The sequence below is a fragment of the Streptomyces sp. NPDC005408 genome, assembly GCF_040606445.1.
GTDB lineage: Bacteria > Actinomycetota > Actinomycetes > Streptomycetales > Streptomycetaceae > Streptomyces.
In genome coordinates this window covers 1-19,712 of the sequence record NZ_JBEXEX010000017.1, presented here as the reverse complement: position 1 = coordinate 19,712, position 19,712 = coordinate 1, and the positions used below count along the sequence as shown (strand labels likewise).

At 65.6% G+C, this 19,712-nt stretch carries 21 protein-coding genes and 1 tRNA gene; 19 read left to right on the top strand and 3 right to left on the bottom strand.

Translation table 11 applies throughout. The annotated features are described in order from the left end of the window. Window positions 1-6: 6 nt before the first annotated feature. Window positions 7-390 carry a winged helix-turn-helix domain-containing protein gene (locus ABZS64_RS18065; protein ID WP_355830078.1) on the bottom strand — a complete coding sequence of 128 codons (384 nt, stop codon included), beginning with the start codon at window positions 388-390 and terminating at the stop codon, window positions 7-9. 633 nt (window positions 391-1,023) lie between these two features. Here ABZS64_RS18065 and ABZS64_RS18060 point away from each other — a divergent pair. The 12 genes from ABZS64_RS18060 (at window position 1,024) to ABZS64_RS18005 (ending at window position 10,978) form a co-directional block, all read left to right on the top strand. Beyond that, window positions 1,024-1,293: a DUF6284 family protein gene (locus ABZS64_RS18060; RefSeq protein ID WP_355830075.1), complete on the top strand. Its 270-nt coding sequence runs from the start codon at window positions 1,024-1,026 to the stop codon at window positions 1,291-1,293. Beyond that, the gene (locus ABZS64_RS18055; RefSeq protein ID WP_355830073.1) at window positions 1,290-2,366 is read left to right on the top strand and encodes a conjugal transfer protein; all 1,077 of its coding nucleotides are present in this window, start codon (window positions 1,290-1,292) and stop codon (window positions 2,364-2,366) included. The genes ABZS64_RS18060 and ABZS64_RS18055 overlap by 4 nt, the downstream gene beginning before the upstream one ends. Then, entirely contained in the window at window positions 2,363-2,746 is a 384-nt protein-coding gene (locus tag ABZS64_RS18050) for an RRQRL motif-containing zinc-binding protein (protein WP_355830070.1), read from the top strand. Before ABZS64_RS18055 ends, ABZS64_RS18050 begins: the two co-directional genes overlap by 4 nt. Before the next feature lie 28 nt (window positions 2,747-2,774). Continuing rightward, entirely contained in the window at window positions 2,775-3,017 is a 243-nt protein-coding gene (locus tag ABZS64_RS18045; RefSeq protein ID WP_355830067.1) for a hypothetical protein, read from the top strand. 84 nt (window positions 3,018-3,101) lie between these two features. Then, complete coding sequence (locus ABZS64_RS18040; protein ID WP_355830064.1) at window positions 3,102-5,336, top strand: cell division protein FtsK; 2,235 nt, start codon at window positions 3,102-3,104, stop codon at window positions 5,334-5,336. Window positions 5,337-5,476: 140 nt separating this feature from the next. Then, window positions 5,477-5,728, top strand: a complete 252-nt coding sequence (locus ABZS64_RS18035) for a hypothetical protein (protein ID WP_355830063.1) — start codon at window positions 5,477-5,479, stop codon at window positions 5,726-5,728. A gap of 20 nt (window positions 5,729-5,748) precedes the next feature. Then, window positions 5,749-5,943 carry a hypothetical protein gene (locus ABZS64_RS18030; RefSeq protein ID WP_355830060.1) on the top strand — a complete coding sequence of 65 codons (195 nt, stop codon included), beginning with the start codon at window positions 5,749-5,751 and terminating at the stop codon, window positions 5,941-5,943. After that, on the top strand, window positions 5,940-6,407 hold the full coding sequence (locus ABZS64_RS18025; RefSeq protein ID WP_355830057.1) for a hypothetical protein: 468 nt from the start codon (window positions 5,940-5,942) through the stop codon (window positions 6,405-6,407). The genes ABZS64_RS18030 and ABZS64_RS18025 overlap by 4 nt, the downstream gene beginning before the upstream one ends. A gap of 84 nt (window positions 6,408-6,491) precedes the next feature. Then, window positions 6,492-7,352, top strand: coding sequence for a DNA primase (locus tag ABZS64_RS18020; protein ID WP_355830055.1), 861 nt, complete (start codon window positions 6,492-6,494; stop codon window positions 7,350-7,352). A gap of 2 nt (window positions 7,353-7,354) precedes the next feature. After that, the gene (locus ABZS64_RS18015; protein WP_355830052.1) at window positions 7,355-8,830 is read left to right on the top strand and encodes an ATP-binding protein; all 1,476 of its coding nucleotides are present in this window, start codon (window positions 7,355-7,357) and stop codon (window positions 8,828-8,830) included. 483 nt (window positions 8,831-9,313) lie between these two features. Continuing rightward, entirely contained in the window at window positions 9,314-9,502 is a 189-nt protein-coding gene (locus ABZS64_RS18010) for a helix-turn-helix domain-containing protein (RefSeq protein ID WP_355830049.1), read from the top strand. Between the two features lie 60 nt (window positions 9,503-9,562). After that, complete coding sequence (locus ABZS64_RS18005; protein WP_355830046.1) at window positions 9,563-10,978, top strand: tyrosine-type recombinase/integrase; 1,416 nt, start codon at window positions 9,563-9,565, stop codon at window positions 10,976-10,978. 135 nt (window positions 10,979-11,113) lie between these two features. Here the strand turns inward: ABZS64_RS18005 and ABZS64_RS18000 are convergent. Further along, window positions 11,114-11,200 (bottom strand) — tRNA-Ser (locus ABZS64_RS18000). Window positions 11,201-11,650: 450 nt separating this feature from the next. Here ABZS64_RS18000 and ABZS64_RS17995 point away from each other — a divergent pair. The 4 genes from ABZS64_RS17995 (at window position 11,651) to ABZS64_RS17980 (ending at window position 15,584) form a co-directional block, all read left to right on the top strand. Continuing rightward, on the top strand, window positions 11,651-12,994 hold the full coding sequence (locus ABZS64_RS17995; protein ID WP_355830043.1) for a hypothetical protein: 1,344 nt from the start codon (window positions 11,651-11,653) through the stop codon (window positions 12,992-12,994). Beyond that, window positions 12,994-13,869 carry a DNA adenine methylase gene (locus ABZS64_RS17990; RefSeq protein WP_355830040.1) on the top strand — a complete coding sequence of 292 codons (876 nt, stop codon included), beginning with the start codon at window positions 12,994-12,996 and terminating at the stop codon, window positions 13,867-13,869. Before ABZS64_RS17995 ends, ABZS64_RS17990 begins: the two co-directional genes overlap by 1 nt. Before the next feature lie 10 nt (window positions 13,870-13,879). Next, the gene (locus ABZS64_RS17985) at window positions 13,880-14,722 is read left to right on the top strand and encodes a hypothetical protein (protein ID WP_355830038.1); all 843 of its coding nucleotides are present in this window, start codon (window positions 13,880-13,882) and stop codon (window positions 14,720-14,722) included. Between the two features lie 328 nt (window positions 14,723-15,050). Next, the gene (locus ABZS64_RS17980) at window positions 15,051-15,584 is read left to right on the top strand and encodes an NUDIX hydrolase (protein WP_355830035.1); all 534 of its coding nucleotides are present in this window, start codon (window positions 15,051-15,053) and stop codon (window positions 15,582-15,584) included. On the opposite strand, the gene ABZS64_RS17975 is transcribed toward ABZS64_RS17980, so the two are convergent. Further along, the gene (locus ABZS64_RS17975; protein ID WP_355830032.1) at window positions 15,562-16,902 is read right to left on the bottom strand and encodes a helix-turn-helix transcriptional regulator; all 1,341 of its coding nucleotides are present in this window, start codon (window positions 16,900-16,902) and stop codon (window positions 15,562-15,564) included. The two genes, ABZS64_RS17980 and ABZS64_RS17975, sit on opposite strands and share 23 nt — an antisense overlap. Before the next feature lie 113 nt (window positions 16,903-17,015). Here ABZS64_RS17975 and ABZS64_RS17970 point away from each other — a divergent pair, with 113 nt between their 5' ends. The 3 genes from ABZS64_RS17970 (at window position 17,016) to ABZS64_RS17960 (ending at window position 18,865) form a co-directional block, all read left to right on the top strand. Next, on the top strand, window positions 17,016-17,258 hold the full coding sequence (locus ABZS64_RS17970; protein ID WP_355830029.1) for a hypothetical protein: 243 nt from the start codon (window positions 17,016-17,018) through the stop codon (window positions 17,256-17,258). 250 nt (window positions 17,259-17,508) lie between these two features. Continuing rightward, complete coding sequence (locus tag ABZS64_RS17965) at window positions 17,509-17,952, top strand: hypothetical protein (RefSeq protein ID WP_355830026.1); 444 nt, start codon at window positions 17,509-17,511, stop codon at window positions 17,950-17,952. 76 nt (window positions 17,953-18,028) lie between these two features. Next, entirely contained in the window at window positions 18,029-18,865 is an 837-nt protein-coding gene (locus ABZS64_RS17960; protein ID WP_355830023.1) for a protein kinase, read from the top strand. Window positions 18,866-19,712: the final 847 nt, after the last annotated feature.

Sequence of the window (19,712 nt, the reverse complement as noted above, 5' to 3'; positions counted from 1 at the left end):
GAGACGCTAGGCGCCGGGCTCCCCCTCGGTGGGGCCCACGACCGCCTCAAGCTGCTTGACACGCTCGACAAGGCCGACGAGTTCGGTCGAGACGCGCGCGACCTCGGCTTGCAGGTCGGTCAGGCGCTGGGCAGCCTCGCGGGGGCCCTGCTCACCTGGGGCGGGGTCGCGGACGTAGGTGCCGCTCCCCGAGACGCCTTCCACCAGCCCCTCTTCCTGGAGCTGCGCGTAGGCGTTCTGCACGGTCATCAGCGCCACGCCGAGCTTCTTGGCGTAAGCCCGGGCACCAGGGAGGCGATCCCCAGGACCGAACGTCCCTGCGGCGATCTCGTCTCTGATCCGGGCGGCGATTTCGCGGGCGTTGGGCTTCCTCTTCGGCTGTGAGTCCACACCGAAAGCGTACTTGACCTAGGTCGTTTGCAATCAGGCCGCGTGAGCGCTTGACGAGCCACAAGCGACCTAGGTAGCTTTCAAATTGGCGGCAAGCGGCCTAGGTCGCTTCGCTTCCTTGGTCCTTTGACCAGGGGAGCTGCCCGATCCCGACGTGTTCGTACACGGGACGCAGAAGGGCTCACCACGACCGCACGAATGCGCAGGGCGGGGACGCTGCAATCCCGCTAAAGGCCAGGGGAACGGGGCTTCGGCCCTACTGGCGAGGTGGCCCGGTGACCGCGAGCAACGGCCGGAGAGTGGGGGCACGGTCCCCCTTGCAGTGCGTATCCCCTGATCAGCGACCTGAAGGAGCGGAAATGAGTCGACGAAAGCGATAGGCGCGGCCGTGATCGACCGGCACGGCGGCGCGCCGTTCCATCCCCGGTCCGCGAGCACATCGGAGTGCCGCGGCCAACCGGTCACCTTCCACCGACTCGTGGCGGATAGCGCCGCGCCGGTTGCCTCCGCTGCTCGTCTCGTACGAGCAGCGCTCAGGGGAGCCGGATCTTCCGACTTCAACGGCGCGCGGCTCCCGGGTGGCACCCCGGGAGCCGCTGTTCGGGCCGTTCCACGCTGAGAGGAACACGACCCATGGAGTACATCGGTGCTGTTCAGGCGGTTGTTACCGCCGCGGAGTTTGACCGCGAACCGTCGGCCGCACAGCTGGATGCGATCGAGCTGGAGATGCCCGTCATCACGGCGGAAGTCGAATTGCTGGACGCGCAGATCATCACGCTCGATCGTCCGGCGACGGAGCTGGACGCGCGTCGTATCCGGCGGGCTCGACGCAAGGTGCTTGCTGCGCGGAGGGACCACGCCAACCAGTCCGACGCGGGGAGCGTGTCGGGGGTGGGGGCATGACGCAGACACGCAGGCCGTTGACGAAGGCACAGAAAGCCGTTTTGGCTACGGCGTTCGTACCCATGCTCGCCACCGGCGTGGCCGGTGGCATTGGGACGTTCAGCAACATCAGTCGTGCGTACGGCGAGGGAACTGCGCTGGGTGCGGTTGCGGCCGGTGAGGGTGCGACCGCTGTTCTGGCCCTGGTGCTGCTGGGGTTGACCATGCTGGGGCAGCCCTCGCCGCGCGTCATCCGGATTGGGCTGTGGGCCCTGCCTGCTGCTGCGTCTGCGATGGCTGCCATGGCCGGGGGCGACCCCGGGCGGACCGTGATTTACGCGGTGACCCCGATGGGCATGTGCGTGTCGGCTGAGGGCATGGCGTTCCTGGCTCGCCGCATCGTGGTTCACACCGACGGCCGGGATGCCGAGGCGGAAGCGCGCGCCGCTGCCGTGGTGCGGGAGTTGGCGTATCACCGTGCCGTGGCTGCGAACCACCCTGATGAGAAGGTTCGGGGTGCCTCGGAGCGCACGTCGTGGGAGCTGGCCCGCAAGGTTGGGTTGGGTGACCACTCGCTCGGCATGCGGTTGCTGGATATCCAGCGTGAGCGGGTTGCGCACGGTGCGGATGCTGCGTTGGCGGCCATGTTCGGCGCGTCGTCGACCGTTGTCGCAAAACAGGAAGAAACGCAGCAGGTTACCGTAAATCAGTCGCCCTCTGAGCTGCGGGAATCGACCCCCTCCGACCCGATCCCGGTCGACGCTTCGGCCGATTCGGAAGCGGTCGCTCGTGAGCGCGTGCTCGCCGGTCTCGGTCTGCCGATCGAGCCGACGGCTCCGGTCGGGCCTGGTCGGCGTCGGCCGACCGGTCGGGTGCCCGTTGCGGCCCGATCGGATCGACCGAAGCGCACGGCGGACGAACTCCTCGCTGAAGCCCGTGAGAAGACGGCTGGTTGGTCGGATGCTCAGCTGACGGCTGAGGCGATCCGTAAGGCGGTCCGCACCGCGCCGGTCAAGGCCCGTGCGCTGCGCGACACGCTCAAGGCAGAGCGCGCCGACAGGGGCGACGGGGAGCGTGAGGCGGTGGCCGCGTGAAGCGGCTGACGCTTGCCGACTGCTTCGACCCGACAGGTGAGCGGTTCGGTATCCCCACTTTCCCGTGGCGCTGTGCTCCGGACGGCTATGCGACGCGTCGCCAACTGCGTGTCTGTGACTTGCGCCCTGGTGGGCAAGACGTCGCCGCGCAGCTGCTGCGTCCGCGCCGCAGGCGTGGACCGCTGGTGGCCTTCCTGTACCGCGTTGACCTAGCCCGGCCGGTCCGGCCGATGAGCGAGGGCATGTGGCGCGCGCACGAAGCGATGATGCGCGCCCGCCGTTGGTGCCGGGTCCACCAGGGCGATGCGGGTTACTGCATTCCGCCCTCGCTCGGCATGTGCGTGACCTGCGCCGATCCGCAGGAACAGTCCGCTGCCTGAACACCCCGTCCAGTCAAGGAGATTCGCTGTGATCAGCCAGACCATCCCGGCCGCCTGGCCTGCCGATGTGCTGTTCCGGTTCCTGACCATCGTGGGCGCGACTGTCGACGTCGTGCCGCAGCCGACCAGCGCTCTGCCGGACCGCCACGCGGCCGTCTGCCGGGGCTGCGAAGCGTCCTACTTCAACCACGTCGGCGTGAGCTACGACCTCAAGGACTGGGCTCAGAACCACTCCTCGAACTGCCGCGCTCTGCCGCGCCCCACCGCCTGAACGTTCATCGCTTCCGGGTCCGGCCGTCCACCTCCTACAGCGCCCGGCCGGACCCTTCGACTCCCGTGAAGGAGCAGATACATCGTGACCGAGAACACCGCGTTCCCGCCCCCCGGCGAGCCGGAGGGCACCTACGAGCGAACAGCCGACGTGCTGCCGTTCCCGCCCACCAAGGGCACAAGCCCGACCACTAGCCCGGAGACTCCTGCCGCAGGCACGGTGAAGCCGGGCGAGTGGGAGGCAGAACTCCCCGACACCGGCGACCCCGAGGCCGATGGACTCGTCGAGGGCGAGCCGGTCGACCCGCCCCGCGAGGTCTACCCGCCGTCCGTCGCGGAGTGGATGGAGGCCAAGGACAAGGCCCGACTGGCCGTCTTGCCGGACTGGGTGAAGCTGCCTGACCAGCGCAGGGCCGTCCGCAAGTGGGCGATACGGCACTACTCGACGGTGCTCGGCTACCACGCGGTTCGCCTGCCGTGCATCTACACGCCGAAGGTGATGTGGTACTCGCCGCGCGGTGCGTGGCGCTGGTCGACCGCCGTCGGACGGTGGGTGTTCGACGCGGAAGGCAAGGGCCTGCGACTCGCCTCCGTGGCCAACGAGGACGCTGCCGAGTACCTGAAGCTGTCCCGGCAGCGCAACGACCGCGTGCGGCTGCGCGGCATCACCGCTGCGCTTGCCGGATTCCTCGGCCTGGCCGCGGCGTTGACGCTGTACGTCATGGCCCCGTCGTGGCTTCTCTTGCTGGCCATGGCGACGCTGACCACCACGCTGGGTGTGGTCGGTGCTCCGGCCGACCGGCCGCTGATCGATATGGCCAAGGTGACGTTCCGCAAGCGCAAGTTGAGCAGCGACATCGTCATCCGTGCCCACGATGCGGCGAAGCTGACGAACAAGGATCAGTCGATCGCGTTCCCGCGGCCGATCGGCCGGGACGGGGACGGCTGGCGCGTCGTGGTCGACCTCCCGTACGGCAAGACGTTCGAGGACGCTCTCAACGCCCACGCGCGGCTCGCCTCCGGTATGGACATCGCGCCGACTCAGCTCTTCCTCGACAAGGACGAGACCAGCGGCCGGCGGGTGTCGTACTGGATCGCCGACCGCGACCCGCTCGCCGTTCCCTCCGGCAAGTCCCCGCTGTTGGGGGCGACGCGGGTGGACTTCTGGAAGCCGTTCCCGTGGGGCGTGGACGAGCGGGGCAACCCGGTCATGGCCACGATGCTGTGGCTGTCCCTGCTGGTCGGCGCGGTACCGAGGCAGGGCAAGACGTTCAGTGCGCGCACGATCGCGCTCGCTGCCGCGCTGGACCCGTACGTGCGGTTGTACGTGTTCGACGGGAAGGCGTCGCCGGACTGGCGCAAGTTCGCCAAGGTCGCCCACCGGATCGCGTTCGGCATCGTCCCGAAGAACGGGTTCGACCCGGTGGTGCACCTGCTGACCTCGCTGCGCGAGCTGAAGGCGGACGTTGAGGACCGCTACCACCGGCTCTCGGAACTGCCGCTGCACATCTGCCCGGAAGGCAAGCTCACCCCGGAGATCAGCCGGGACAAGAAGCTCAACATGCCCCTCACGCTGTTCGTGGTGGATGAGGTGCAGGAGTACTTGCAGCACCCCGAGCACGGCAAGGAAATCCTGTCCCTGCTCGTCTACCTCGCCCGCGTCGCCCCCGCGGTCGGCGTGAGCGTGATGACGTCGACGCAGAAACCGGACGACAAGGCGTGCCCCTCGGAGCTGCGCGACCAGCACCAGGCCCGCTTCGCGCTGCGCGTCGGGGCGTACCAGGTGTCCGACACCATCCTGGGCGCGGGCTCGTACTCGGAAGGTCTGGATGCGTCCAAGCTGCTGAAGTCCCACAAGGGCGTGGGCCTGCTCAAGGGCATGTCCGACGACTCCGGCATCGTGCGCACCTACCTCGCCAACGGCCAGGACGCCGAACGCATCCTGACCCGTGCCGCGGTGCTGCGCGAGGCCGAGGGCACCCTGTCCGGCGACGCGGCAGGCGAGGCTCCGGCGCCAGAGGTGTCCGCCACGATCCTGGACGACGTGGCCGCGGTGCTCGGCAAGGGCGAGGCCAAGGTGTGGTCCGAGACCATCGTCGACCGCCTCGCCGACCTCCGCCCCGAGGCGTACGGGCCGTGGGCGGAGCTGGAGTCCAAGCCCAAGGCGGAAGCGCTCACCGCAGCGCTCAAGCCGTTCGGCATCGCCACCGACCAGATCAGCCGCCGCATCGACGGACGGCAGGTCAACAAGCGCGGCATCAAGCGCGACGACATCGCCACCGCGATTACGGAGCGCAACAAGAAGCGGGACGCCGGATAGGTCTCACAGCCTGCTACCGGTAGCGGCAGACGCTGCTACCGGTAGCAACCCTGCTAGCGACCCAAACCGCCCCTGATCAGGCCGCTAGCACATAGCGGCCCACCTGCGGAAACCCTCAAAACCCGCCTGAGAGGCCCCTGATGAGCCTTCCCGTCCTCGCTACCGCACTCCTACTGACCGTCACTTTGTGTTACAGCGCACGGTGCTGGCTGAGCCCGTTCGGCGACTGCCGTAAGTGCGACGGCATGGGCCACGCCTTCAAGACCGACCGCAAGGGACACCTGAAGCGCGGCAAGGACTGCCGCCGCTGCCACGCCACCGGCAAGCGCATACGCATCGGCCGCTGGCTCTACAACCGCGCCGCGCGCACCTACCGCGCGGGCACCCGCTGACCACCTGCCTCGGAGGACTCATGGTCATCACCATCCCACTCGTGCTGCTCCTCGCTGCCGGGCTCGCCCTGCTGCTGCGCTTCAAGGCGCTCGGGTTCGGCGCGGCCGTCGTCGCTGCGCTGTTCGGCTTCTACCTCGCCGCCACCGACGCGAGCGACACCGTCAACCAGCTCGTCACCGCCGTGACCGGTGCGTTCGCCGGAGGTGCGAAGTGAACGAACCCACTGCGTACCGCCTCCCGGTCGGACACGACACGGCGGCTGTGGAGGTCCACCGACCCGCCCCGATCACGCCCGCTCACACGGTGCCCCTCGTTCCAGTGCAGCCGGGCAGCAGCCCGGCGGTGGCAAGCATCGTTCTGCCGGACGGCCGCGTCGTCACCGGCTACGCCATCGAGCCCGCCAAGCCCGAACCGGTCGCAGCCAAGCCGCTCGTCTCCCGCACGGCGGTGAACATCGCCCTCGGGGGCATCGGGTTCGGTGCCGTATGCGGCGGACTCGTGCTGCTCACCACGTTCATCGCCGCGCTCGCGGCGCTCATCCACCAGCTCATCATCCTGGCCGCCGTCATCTTCGGCGGCTGGATCGCCGTGCAGATCTTCGGCGCGAGCGGCCGCAGCGGCGGCAACACCTTCCACATCCGCAAGGCCGTGATCAAGCGCAACCACTTCCACGGCTAGCAACGCCAGGGGCGGCCCCCTCTCGCCAAAGACCGGGCCGCCCTGACCAACCAGCATCCCTCCAAGGAACTGGAGACCTCCAGCATGACGCAACCCACCGACATTCGGGGAGAGCACCTGCGGGCCGCTCTGTCCTTGGCAGCCTCCAGCGTGCCGGTGCTGCCGTTACGAGCCGGGAAGGTGCCGTTTGGCAACTGCCGTCGCTGCGCCGACAACGCGTGCGGCGGCCGGCCGAATATGAAGTCCCCCGGCCCCTGCACCTGCCCGCACCCGTGCCACGGCTGGGCCGCCGCTACCACCGACCCCTGCGTCATCAACGCACCGACGTGGGCGCGGGCTTGGCGCGGCGCGGCAGCGGTGGCTTACCACCCCGGCGGCGCCAGTCTCACCGTCGTCGACCTCGACAGCGCAGAAGCCATCGTGTGGGCCCGTGCAAGCCTGCCCGCCACACGGACCGTGCGCACCAACAGGGGTGAGCACTGGCTCTACCAGGGCGTCATGCAATCCGCCAACGCCGTGCGCCCCGGCGTCGACGTCAAGTCCACGATGGCCTACGCGCGGTGGCTCGGCCCCGGCACCGGCACCATCACGGCCCTGCCGGACGTCGTACGCGCGCTGGCCGTGAAGGAACCCTCCACGGTCCGGCCCGCACCACATGCCATCACCGTGCCCGGACGGGCAGGTGACGGAGTGTGCCGCCACCGCACGCCCACTTACCTGGACCGCGGCATCGCCATGGCAGAGCAGCGCATCACCGAGGCTCGTGACACGGTGCACGCCACCGTCTACCGGACGTTCCTCGCTGTGCTGTCCGTCCACGGTCGGTGCGGCTGCCTCACCGAGGCCCACATCGCGCGACTGTTCACCGCCGCGCAGGCCAAGGGCGAATCGCCCCGGCACTGCACCGACGCGTGGTCCAACGCCCTGACCAGGTTGGGACTGTAGCCATGTCCGAAGATGAGAAGACTCCGGCGCGCGAGGTCATCGCCGACTACGCGCAAGAGCACTTCCGGTACTTCCGCACCGCGGATGGGACGGTGTTCGCGCAGAAGAACGGCCACCCGGTGGCACGTCCGATCCGCTCACAGGGCACCTCGGGCAGCCACCGGCAGGAACTCATGGTCGGCCTCTTCAAGGACGGGCTCGGCGTGTTCAACGGGACCGCGCTCAAAGAGGCGCTGGATCTCATTGAAGCGCTGGCGATGATCCAGGACGTGCAGCCCGTCCACATCCGCGTCGCGCCGGGATTCGACGGCGCGACGTGGCTTGACCTTGGCCGCGACGACGGGCAGTCCATCCGCATCCACCCCACCGGGTGGGACATCGTCACCCCCGACCCGCAGGAAGTGTGCTGGCGACGCACCCAGCTCACCGGGGAACTCCCCCTGCCCGCCAAGGACACCGACGGCAAGGGCATCGACCTCCTGCTCCGGCTGTGCAACTTCGCCAACGCCGAGACCGAATGCCTGGCTGTGGCCTGGCTCATCGGCTGCCTCGGGCCGTCCGTGCCCGTCCCCGCCCCCTTCCTCACCGGCCCCCAAGGGGCGGGCAAGTCCACCGGGGGACGGATGCTCGTCAGGATCATCGAAGGGATGAGCGGCGACCTGCGCCGCGCCCCCAAGGACGAAGAGAACCTGATCGCGGCCGTCGCGGCCGGATGGGTCACCGCCCTGGACAACCTCTCCCACCTGGCCCCGGACCTGTCCGACCTCATGTGCTGCATCGTCACCGGAGCCGAGACCATCAAACGCGCCCTCTACACCGACGGCGACGTGGTCCGCGCCCGCTACCGCCGCCCCCTGCTCCTGACCGGCATCGACGTCGGCGTCATCCGCCCCGACCTCGCCGAACGCCTCCTCCCGCTGCGCCTGGAACGCCCCCGCGTGAGGCGTACCGAAGCCGAACTGTGGGGGGAGTTCGAAGAAGTCCTCCCCGTCGTCCTCGGATCCCTGCTCGACCTCACGGTCAAAGTCCGGGCAGCCGAGGCCGACATCCCCACCGACCTGCGCATGGCCGACTTCGCCCACCTGTGCGCACAGCTCGATGCGGCCACCGACCTCGGAGCGCTCAACGCCTACCGGACCAGCCTGGACGACCTCAACGACGACGTCATCGAAGGCGACCTCCTCGCACAGACCGTGCTGCAGCACGCCGCGAACCTCGAAGCGGGCGCAGAGGAACGGATGACCTCTGCCGAATGGCTCCACTGCCTCACCCGGCTCCACTCGGGCGACGACTGCCGTCCGCTGCCCAAGGGCTGGCCCACGACAGGCAAAGTCCTCTCGGACCGCCTCAAGCGCCTCCAGCCGACCCTGGCCGCACGGGGCGTCCTCATCGACTGGGGCCGCACCAAAACAGCCCGCTACATCGAAATGACCCGACCGCCGACCCCGCCCCCACACGAGCAAGAGCCGATGCTCTGACCTGCGACGCACGACCGTCCGGACAAGCAAGAAGAGCACCACGTCGAGGCGTGCTCCTCTTGCTCTTCGGCGGCACGCCGCCTGATGATCGCGCCGCGTAGCGGCTCCTTCTTCACGCTCTGAGGCGCAGCGCACCACCACAGACACCCCTCTCTTTTTTCCTAAGAGAAGGGACGCTGCGTCACCTGCGTCACCCGAGGGCGCAAAACGGCCCTTGATCTGCTGCTACAGCGGTGACGCAGGCGGGCGGTGGCTGCGTCACCCCGCGTCACCCGCGTCACCGGTGACAGAGACCACCCGCGCCGGTGACACACGCTCAGACCCTCTGCGTCACTCGAAACCGCAGGTCAGACGTACAAGTGACGCAGATGACGCGGTGACGCAGAATCCCGCACCTCGGACAGACGCGAGCCCCCGACAAGCCCAATGTTCGAAGACCCCCGTCACCCTCCCGAAAGATCGAAGCCTCGAAGGAGTCGCACCGTGGCACGCCCCAAGATGCTCAAACTCCCCGAAGTACTCGCCGAAATCGACATGAGTCGCGCCGCCTTCTACCGCATGCGCGCCCGCGGCCAAGCCCCCCGCCTCAGCAAGCTCCCTAACGGCCAACTCCGCGTGAAACGCGCGGACTTGGATGCGTGGTGGGAGCGGTGCGAGGAGCACGCCGCTTAAATCCGACCGCTTCACCGGGGCCCGCGCCGAGCGCGGGCCCCTCGTTCTGTTTGGAGAGACATGCTCACGTACGACGTCGATATCTGGTCCATCCGCAAGCGTGCGGGCCGCCCGAAGCCGTGGGAACTGCGTTGGCGGGTCGGCGAGCGTCCGCACTCCCGGAGCTTCAAGCTCAAGCCCCAAGCGGACGGCCGTCGGGCAGAGTTGATGACCGCTCTGCGTGACCACCAGCAATTCGACGAGGAAACGGGGCTTCCCGCGGGCGAGTTGATGGCTCGCACCTCCCCTTCCTGGTACGAGCACGTCACGGGGTACGTCCTCATGAAATGGCCGCAAGCCGCCGCCAAGCACCGGGCGAGCATTGCGGAATCGCTCGCTGTCGTGACCCCCGCGCTCGTCACCAGCAAGCGGGGAGCGCCCCGCTCGACTGTGCTGCGTGATGCCCTTTACCAGTGGGCGTTCCGGGCGGTTCGTGGCCCGGAAGGGTCTTGGGTGTCGCGTCACGTCGCCGAGGAACCGCCCGCGGACATCCGCGCCGCCCTGGAGTGGATTGCCGCCCACTCCATCAAGGTCAAGGACTTAGAGGACCCCACCCTTCTACGTCCCGCCCTGGACGCGCTCTCGCTCCGGCTGGACGGGGGCAAGGCCGCCGAGAACACGGTCAGGCGCAAGCGCATGGTGCTGAGCAACGTGCTCCGCTACACCGTTGAGGAGAAGGGGCTACTCACGGCGAACCCCCTATCCCGCGTGGACTGGACACCTCCCGAGAGCGACGACGAGATTGATTTCCGGTACGTGCCGGGCCCGAGCAAGGCGCGTGCCTTGCTCGGGGCTGTCCGCGACTCCGGGCCCCGCGGCGAGCACCTACACGCGTTCTTCGGGTGCCTCTACTACGCGGCTATGCGACCCGGTGAGATCGTCGCGCTCAAAGAATCGGACTGCACGCTGCCGCCCAACTCGCCGGAGTCCGTCAAGGAATGGGGCGAACTACTGCTCGGGGAAAGCCGCCCGGAAGTCGGTGGCGGCTGGACAGACGAGGGCACGTCGTACGAGAAGCGCGGCCTCAAGCGACGCAAGCGCGGCGCGACGCGAACCGTGCCAATCCCGCCCATTCTTGTGCACCTACTCCGAGAGCACATCGCCCGGTACGGCACGGCCGATGACGGCCGACTGTTCCGGGCGGCGCGGGGAGGGCGGGTGGCCTCCACGGAGTACTGCAATGCCTGGGAGAGAGCCCGGAGCGCCGTGCTCTCTGCCGGTGAGGTCGAGTCCGCCCTCGCGGCAGTGCCGTACTCCCTACGTCACGCGGGGGTCTCCCTCTGGATCAAGTCGGGGGTCGACCCGGCGGAGGTCGCCGCTCGCGCCGGCCACAGCATCGCGGTGCTGTACCGCTTCTACGCGAAGATCCTTAAGGGCGGTCAGCAGCACTCCAACAACCTGATCTCCCGCGCGCTGGGCGAGGACGAGGGGCCCTGATCCTGGCCCACAGATGGCCCATACGCACTGGTCAAAGCTGGGATACCGGCGAGAAAGGGTGAGACAGCCTGTACGCGAAAGGGGTGCTCCGGCAACCGGGGCACCCCTTCTGACCAGCACCTAAGCTGACCTGCGCGGTGGGTGTGGGATTTGAACCCACGGTGACATCGCTGCCACGACGGTTTTCAAGACCGTTCCCTTAGGCCGCTCGGGCAACCCACCTGCGCTGCCGCCCACCAGGGACGGAGCGGGTACAGCGTACCGGCCCCGGATGCTAAGCGGGGGCCATGGTCCACACGGGGTCCACTGGCTCCGTTCCGCTCCCCGGGACTCCGGTCAGCAACCCCGCGGCCCCACCACGCGTAGAAGGCTCAGGCCGTGGCAGCCATTCCCGGAAGTGAAGGGCCACCGACGGGTCGTGTACTCGTGCCCACACCCATGGGTCCGTTGAAGTACAGACGCGGGAGGAGCCCGCCACCTTCTGATCCGTAGGATCGGGCCGCACCTGGCAAGGAGAGCCAGCGGCCTTCTGCTGCGATCGTGCAGGATAGCGATCATGCACGACTGCGTGCCGGCGTTGCCGTCAGCTTCGGCCACCGGTCCGCCTTCACCCACGGTGACCTTTGAGAGATCACTACCGCTAGGTGCGGTTCGAATGAGAACATCATCACCATGGAGCAGAGGGACTTCTCGGTGACGGACTTGAGCCTTGACTACCAAAACCCCCGACATGATATGCCCACACCAACAACCCGTGAGGCTATCGCAGCCCTGCTCCAGAAAGATCCCGAGAAGCTAGCACGCCTAGCGCAAGATATAGCCGAACAGGGTTTGAATCCAACAGAATTACCGATTGTCGTCCACGAAGAAGGCAAAATAGTCGTCATCGAGGGCAATCGCAGGCTCGCCACCTTAAAGGCGTTAGCCGATCCATCTCTGGTGGATGACCCTCGAATCCGCCAACAGATGGGCATCATCGCCCGTCGGCACTCCATTCCTCGCGCCATGCGCTGTGTAGTGGCAGAGAGTCGAGAAAAGGCGAATCACTGGATTACGCTCAGACATACCGGAGAAGCAGAAGGTGTCGGAGTTGTCCCGTGGACCTCCGAGCAGAAAATTCGCTTCGCCCAGAAGGAAAATCCCACAGCTAGAGCCCTCCGATTCATTGAACAGGTTTCGGAATGGTACAGCACCGACAATGACCTATTGCAGGACATAGCAACAGTCCGCACTACCAGGCTCACCACACTGGCACGCCTACTTTCGGACCCCAAGGTCCGAAACTCACTAGGTTTCGATTTTCGAAATAGCGGCATCTTGGCCGACTATGACCCGGAAATTATGCATAGTTCGGTACGTAAGCTCTTCTCTGACCTTGCTACGCACCTTTCCGTTACGCACGTAAAGAGCAAGGAACAGCGGACGGATTATATCGGCGCCATCAAGGATCACTTGCCTCAGCCCTCGGAGCGCCTACCTCAACCTCGTCACACCTCCCCGAAGAACCAAAATTCAAATCGCGGAGATGTCCAAGACCAAAAGGAAGCCGCGCCGCGGCCATCGACGTCCCCCGCCAGCACGCCCCAGAAGGACAAGCGAGTCTTCCAGAATGTCATTCTGAGGAATGTCAGTCCTAGAACCGCCAAGGTGCTGAACGAAGCGAAAAAGATTGTAATCGAGGACTCCCCTAACGTTGCAGCAATCATGATCAGAGCCGTGATCGACATTACTGTGACTGAAGCAGCAGAACGACAAGGATGGCGTCGCCGGCAAGACAAACTACGCGAACGAATCGGTGTCGCCCTCCGGCATATCGATCCGGCCGATGCAGACAAGCAATTGGACGAAGCTCGCAGGATGTCGCAGAACGATGGCGCCCTGTCCGTAAAGAATCTACATAGCTTTATCCACCAGTGGGACGTACAGCCCATGATTTTGGACATCACCACTCTCAGTGCGGTTTACACTCCAATGCTCATGAAGCTGGACCAATACTTGGGAGAAAATCCCAAGTGATGAGATATCTCAGCCCTCTCCGCTACCCCGGCGGAAAAGCACGTTTGGCGAGCTACATAGGGCAGCTCATTGATTCACAAATACCGAGGTCCACCCACTACGCAGAACCATTTTGCGGGGGCGCAGGCGCGGCTCTTAAGCTGTTGGTCGACGGCAGCGTGGATCACATCCATCTGAATGACGCTGACCCAGGAATCGCCGCCTTCTGGCGTAGCGTTTTCCATGCGACCAGCGACCTTGCATCAATGGTGCGTGGCGCTGACGTCACAATCGATAGTTGGCACAAGGCTGCGAAATTATATGCAAGCCCTATTGGAAAATCAGACCTCGATCTAGGTTTCGCCACTTTCTTCCTCAACCGATGCAATAGGTCGGGAATCCTCAGGGCTCGCCCCATTGGCGGCTACGACCAGGCGGGAAAATGGAAGATTGACGCACGCTTCAACCGCGAAGCACTCGCGAAGCGGATCGAGTTTCTGGGCACTTACCGGGACAACGTCTCTCTGTCACAACAAGACGGCCGGCAGCACATTCGCAGCCTGGAGTCCTTGGGAGAGACCGTACTTGCGTATGTAGATCCGCCCTATTTGGTACAAGGCGATCGTCTCTACATGGACTCGCTCAGCTCTAAGGATCACAGCGAATTAGCGCAGGTTCTTTGCGAGAGCCCCATCAAATGGTTTTTGACTTACGACGCTGAAAGTCGCATCACAGATAGCTTGTATACCGATCACCGATGCATGCAATTCGAGATATCTCATAGCGCGCAGGTGCGACATCTGGGCGTGGAGTACGCCGTTTTCAGTAACGGTCTCAGCATTCCTGACTTTGACGGCGTCATCGGGAAGGGCGACTATCTATGGTTGATGAACTGAGAGAACAAGCATGAGCATTGTGCATTTTCCAGAATATCGCGCTTATGAGCAAGACAGAATTAGGGCCAGTGATGCCATGATGGCATTGCTGGCTGGCTCGCGGTTAGCAGAGAACACGCTACGTCTAACTGAAGGCAGCGCGCGCTTGCTGCCAGAGATATTCCCGGCAGTTCCCCACATCCAACGGATGAATCTAACCACGGCGAGTGCTCGCACATTGCTCTCTCATGCAGAGCAGCACTTGAGCGCTATGGCTGTCCCCTATGCACTCGCTATTCACGAAGATTTCGTACAAACATGCTTCGGAATGCTGATAAAGGCAAAGCAAGTAACTCGAAAGGAGGTTGCCGATTCGAATGCCTCGTCGATGCACAGATTGTTCCAACAAAAGGTGGGTCGGCAGCTCCCGAAAGAATCATTGGAGCAGTTCCATTTGATTCGCCAGATGCGAAATGCTGTGATTCACGCGGGAGGGAAGCCCAAACAAGGCCTCATCACGGCAGCTAATAATCTTTCACCCAACGCGCTTGCTCAGTGGACAAAGGTTACCGGTGAACATCCAGCTACTCGGGTTGCGCTGGGCGTTCCAGTTACCCTTTCTCACGGTGAGCTGATCCTAGCCCTCGCCGTAACGAAGCGTATTTCGCAAGAAATGAATTTTGCGCTGAGAGACAGTCTTTCACGTGAGGTCTGGGCGGACGCTGCTCTTTCCGACTTTGAAACAGAGCACCCACAGTTGAATCACGTCTCGCAGCGCAAGAGGAAACTTACTGGTTTTCTCCGCACTTACTACCAATCGCTCAATCTGACGGAAGCGGAAATCGCTCCAGCGATACAGAGAGCAGGGTGGTAAAGATAAAAGAGGGCGCTCTCCCAGTTAAGCTACTCGCCGGGACTCGAACCCGGACCTCCCTCTTCTGTGGATGCCAGCGGTCGTGAACCACAATGGGCTTCTTAGGCCTCGCACCCTCTGCTAAACAGATTAGCATACCCCGCAGCGAGCTGACCAAACCTCATGCCCCCAGGTCAGAGGTCAGTTGGGTCCCCGACCTCGCCGAGCGGCGCAGCCAGGCACCAGTGCCAGCCGCCCTCATTTCGTCACTCTGACGCATTTTGCTTCAGTTGATGATGCCCCTGCTCTCTTCTGCGATGCTGGAATCCGATCGAGAGGGGTCACAGCCATGCAGTGGAAGATCCACGGGGAACGTCCGATCTACGAAAACCCCTGGGTGAACCTGTGGTTGACCGACGTGGAGCAGCCGGATGGGCGCCGGTGGGAGTACCACGTCGTCAAGCTTCGTCATCTGGCCGTGGCTGCCGTAGTCAACGATCGCCAAGAGGTCTTGATGATGTGGCGGCACCGCTTCATCACGGACTCGTGGGCCTGGGAGTTGCCCATGGGCCTGGTCGAGGACGGCGAGTCACCGGAGGAGGCAGCGGCCCGCGAAGTCCTGGAAGAGACCGGCTGGCGCCCCGGCCCCATCAAGCCCCTGATCTACGCCGAGCCGGCCAACGGGATCACCGACTCTCAGCACCATGTCTTTAGTGCAGATGGCGCGACCTACGTCGGACCGCCCACCGAGAAGAACGAGTCCGATCGCATCGAGTGGATCCCTCTCAGCGAGGTACGGGGCATGATCGACCGCCGCGAGATCGTGAGTAGCGGATCCCTTGTCGGTCTCCTGTACCTGCTCATGGATGAAGCGTTCCGCTGACCGGTGGAAGGACTTCCCGTAGCCGCGCCTCGAAGGCCAGAGCTACGGGCTCTTGTCTGTGCGGTGCCAACTGGGCGTAGAACTCCCTGAGATGGCCTGACACTCGCTCCGAGGCCACCGCCAATGCGGGCTCCAGAGCCTGCGTGGCGGTGTGGCACGCCTGATCGAGCTTGCCTTGGTCCAGCTGCGTACGAGCGAGCCAGAACGCGTGAAACGCACGGCCGCGCTGGTTGGTGCGGTCCTCTCGGCGCAATGCATCTGCGATCAAGGGTTCAGCAATCGCGGCCTCGCCCAGCCGGCCATGGGCGATGCCGGTGTCGACGATGAGCTTCGGCTCGTCGAAGTAGCTCACCCATGAAGGGTCCGGGTCGCTCGGCAGGATCTGCTCGAACTGGCGGTGAGCTTCCGTGATTGCCGCGTGAGTGGCGGCCTGGCTGCCGAGGGTGGCGTGGGCGAACGCTTCACGCATGAACAGCATCGACATGACGCGTGGAGTGGTAGCGGGTGCTGAGCGGGCCTGGTCCTGGGCGGCGGTCACGAGGGCCAGAGAGTCCGCGGGCTTGTCCTGGTACGTGCCCTGCAAGCTCATGCAGGCCAGGACGTTGGCCATGAACTGGCGGTCGTCGATTTCCTTGGCCAGTTGCAGGGCCTCGGTGAAGTACGCGCGGGCCTGGTTGTACTGGCGGGCGTCGAAGTAGGTCCAGCCGGTGAGGCGTGCAAGCTCGGCTGCGATTCCGTATAGACCGTTCTGGATGGATGGTGGTCGGCTCTCCTTCAGGAGTCCGACGACATAGCGGAGTTGGCCGACGATGGCCGGTCGCAGTGCCTCGCCGCCGTGCTGGTCGTCCCGTCGCCAGTAGTCCTCGATGGAGGAACGGAAGGCTTCAAGTGTGGCCGCGTTCAGGCTCGTTCGCGTGGCCAGCGCCAAGATGCTGTCCACATCGGGACCTGGCAGCGACGTGGGGGTCTGTTGCTCGGGCTCCGGTCCTTGGGGTGCCTCGCGCTCTGCGGCCACGAGGGCTTGAGGCGTTTCCCACGCTCGGCGGGCAAGCCCGAGCATGTGCCCCGGAATGTGCAGGCCGTCCGCGATGCGCTCGATGACGTCCATGTGGAGCAACTGCCGCTGCCCAGCGATCACTTCGCCGACCCGGCTAGGCGTCAAGTCGCATCGCCTGGCGATCATCGACGGGTAGATACCCGCCCGGGTCTTCACCAGCCGGAAGACTCTAGCGAAGTCCCGCACTCGGCACGCGTTGATCATCTCGGGATCGGTGAGCAGCCCGGCGGGCAGTTCCTGCGGCCGGTCGGCGTCGGGCATTGGGCAAGCTCCCACACTGCGAGGGCTACGCAACGTTGCGGATTCTCTACTTGCCGCGATGTTACCCAAGTTGGGTAATCAGCCTGACCTTTTGGCGACGGTCCCCGATCGCGATGCTCCTAGGCATGGCGAGCAATCAGCAGACCAGACCAGGCATCGGTGAACTGGCCAAGGACAGCGTCAGGGACCGTATCGGCGTCGTCATGGGTGAGATCGGGGGCCGAGTGCAGATGAGGCCAATCCGTGGCGGCAGAGAGTGGGATGCCATGCCGGACCAGGTGGTGACGCTCAGCGCGCGGGAGGAGCTGAGCGCACGTCTGGCCGTGAGGAACAGCAACAGTCAGGTCGGACTGTGATGCGCGCCGTCGGCCGGTACGCCGGGGTCCTGTTCATCATCTGCATCAGCGGATCGTGCGGCCTGGTGACCGGCATGGCCCTCGCCATGGGCCAGTAGATCGGTCGACCCCGGACGGGCGCCAATTCCTTGGCTCCCCAATTCCGTTCGGGGTCGGCCATCCAAGCCCGCTTCCCGATTGTCTGTGAGCCGAGCTCGACGATCAATGCGGGCGGTAAGTGCCACGCACCGCCTCACACAAGGAGATTCGTATGACGGCAACGGCGAACGATCAGAAGACCGGTCGCGCGGTGGCTGGTGAGGAGCTGTTCGAGAGCCTCGCCCACTTCGTGGTCAGCCACAACGGGCAGTCGCCCGAGCGTGCTGCGCAGATCGCGGACCAGGCGGTCGCGTTCGTGGTCACCGCAGCCACCGCCACCGTCCGCATGGTCCCGTCGGACGACGTGGACCTCGGCCTGCACGCACTCATCCTGCACACGAAGGAGTACGCCGAGCTGTGCGAGCGGTTCGCGGGCCGCTTCCTGCACCACAACCCGATGCCGGGTGGAGGGGCCCGCGATCCTGAAGATGTCGCCGCCTCGGCACGCGCCATGAAGGCGGCCGGGTTCCTGCTCTTCGACGACCTGTGGACCGTGGACGGCACGAACCTCGGGCAGTGCGACTCGGACTGCGGCCGGCCGTACGGTCAGGCGTAGCCCCCGAACCCGACAACAGTGATGCGGCCGGCCTCGACTCGGGGTCGGCCGCGTTCGCCCGGAAGGAGAAGAGACGTTGTCCGGCTCAACCCCTGAACTGCCGATCGTGGTGCTCGACGCACTCATGCCCACGGCTCAGCACCTGGTCATCAACCGTCGGGGCTCCACGGTCTGGGAGGTGGAGAGCCACCGGGGCCACTACGCCGTGAAGCTCGGCCACCCGATCGAGGCCACCAGCGACTGGCCTGCCCAGCCCTGGACCGCGCTCGCGCCCGCCCGCGAAGGTGCCGTCCTGCATCGCCTCGGCCTCGATGACATCGCGTACGGCGAGTGGGAGCAAGGGACGTGGAACCTCCAGCCGTGGCACGAAGGCCCGGACCTGTACCGGCTGTGGGAGCCCTGCCGTGGCCCGGACTCATCCATCGCACCGCACACCAGCGTGGCCCTGGGATGCGTCGAAGCGCTGGCCGAACTCCACGCCAAGGGCTGGGCACACGGTGACGTGCAACCCGCGCACTTCATCATCGGACCGGAGCGGACGCACCTCATCGACCTCGCCCTTGCGCGGGGCGGCAACGTGCCCGAGAGGTACGACTTCCCGTTCCGCGGCTGCCTCGTCCACTACGAAGCACCGGAGATCGCCCGCAGCGTCCTCGCCACAGGCGAAGCCGAGCCGACCCAGGAAGCCGACATCTACGCCCTCGGCGCCTCCCTGCTCATCTCCGCCACCGGCTGGCGAGCGGTCGAGTACTCGGACGACGCTCCGCGCCCCGTACAGCGGGAAGCAGTGGCGAAGGGCCGTCGTCGTCCCGTGAAGGCACCCGGTGAGCTGGGCGAACTGATCGACGCGATGCTCAGCGCCGCTCCCGAGGATCGGCCGACGATCTACGAGGTGGGCAAGGCCCTGAGCTGATCCCGAGGCCCCGGTTCACGGGGCGGCAGACGCACGGCTACGGCCAACAACTAGAGACCGGACCACCCCTCAGCCTGGACAGCATTCCGGGTGGTCCGGTCGTGGAAGCCCTGATCAGGACCCCGGTGCCGATGGTACCGGGGCGGTCGGCGTGCCCGAATGTGGGTTCGGCTGCAACCCCGGCTTCCTGTTGTCGAGTTGGAGAGGATCACTGTTGCGGTTCGGTCGGCAGAAGCCCAGTTCTGACGTGAGCCCCCGAAAGTCAGCCACGACGGCGGGAGCGTCGAACGAGCACCCGTCACGTGTGTTTCCAGCAACCCCGCACCGGTCTCAGCCACGCTTCTTCAGTGCGTCACGGGCCGCACCTCGATCCGGCCTGGGCGTTGCCGACGCGCCATGCCAACTGGGCTCGGACTGCGGCTCTGAGGGCCATGCGGCCTTGAAACGGCGCGTGGTTGGGGGCGTGATCACACGTGGTCAGTGTCGGCCTGGTCCTTGTGCTCGGAGTGGTCGGGTTGCTTCCTCGTCTGGCTGTCCGCCTGGCGGTGTTGCGCGCTGAGCGGGTGGGGGCTGCCGGAGCGGTGGCGAAGACATGGAGCGGCGGCGGCCCTTGGCCGCCAGCGCGCGCGGCCCGCCGTAGGCGGGCCGCCTTGATCCAGTAAAGAAACTCTGAACAGCTCTGCTGCGCTGGGCTCTTGTCTTGTCTCGGTTGATGCTTGACGTTGTGGCTTCACTTGATGCTTGACACCGCTTGCCTCGGCTTGGCTGTGCGCGTCTGATCCGCGTGCAGGGAGGGCCGGGGCCGTGCTGGTGGAGCTGAGCGTGGTCGAGCAGCGGTATCACGCGG

What these genes read in the sequence shown, in the direction of transcription:
- ABZS64_RS17970 (WP_355830029.1), top strand. Translation starts at nt 17,016, where the DNA reads ATGCTCCTAGGCATGGCGAGCAATCAGCAGACCAGACCAGGCATCGGT.
- ABZS64_RS17980 (WP_355830035.1), top strand. Translation starts at nt 15,051, where the DNA reads ATGCAGTGGAAGATCCACGGGGAACGTCCGATCTACGAAAACCCCTGG.
- ABZS64_RS17990 (WP_355830040.1), top strand. Translation starts at nt 12,994, where the DNA reads ATGAGATATCTCAGCCCTCTCCGCTACCCCGGCGGAAAAGCACGTTTG.
- ABZS64_RS17965 (WP_355830026.1), top strand. Translation starts at nt 17,509, where the DNA reads ATGACGGCAACGGCGAACGATCAGAAGACCGGTCGCGCGGTGGCTGGT.
- ABZS64_RS18035 (WP_355830063.1), top strand. Translation starts at nt 5,477, where the DNA reads ATGAGCCTTCCCGTCCTCGCTACCGCACTCCTACTGACCGTCACTTTG.
- ABZS64_RS18060 (WP_355830075.1), top strand. Translation starts at nt 1,024, where the DNA reads ATGGAGTACATCGGTGCTGTTCAGGCGGTTGTTACCGCCGCGGAGTTT.
- ABZS64_RS18015 (WP_355830052.1), top strand. Translation starts at nt 7,355, where the DNA reads ATGTCCGAAGATGAGAAGACTCCGGCGCGCGAGGTCATCGCCGACTAC.
- ABZS64_RS18055 (WP_355830073.1), top strand. Translation starts at nt 1,290, where the DNA reads ATGACGCAGACACGCAGGCCGTTGACGAAGGCACAGAAAGCCGTTTTG.
- ABZS64_RS18020 (WP_355830055.1), top strand. Translation starts at nt 6,492, where the DNA reads ATGACGCAACCCACCGACATTCGGGGAGAGCACCTGCGGGCCGCTCTG.
- ABZS64_RS18005 (WP_355830046.1), top strand. Translation starts at nt 9,563, where the DNA reads ATGCTCACGTACGACGTCGATATCTGGTCCATCCGCAAGCGTGCGGGC.
- ABZS64_RS18030 (WP_355830060.1), top strand. Translation starts at nt 5,749, where the DNA reads ATGGTCATCACCATCCCACTCGTGCTGCTCCTCGCTGCCGGGCTCGCC.
- ABZS64_RS17975 (WP_355830032.1), bottom strand. Translation starts at nt 16,902, where the DNA reads ATGCCCGACGCCGACCGGCCGCAGGAACTGCCCGCCGGGCTGCTCACC.
- ABZS64_RS17995 (WP_355830043.1), top strand. Translation starts at nt 11,651, where the DNA reads ATGGAGCAGAGGGACTTCTCGGTGACGGACTTGAGCCTTGACTACCAA.
- ABZS64_RS17985 (WP_355830038.1), top strand. Translation starts at nt 13,880, where the DNA reads ATGAGCATTGTGCATTTTCCAGAATATCGCGCTTATGAGCAAGACAGA.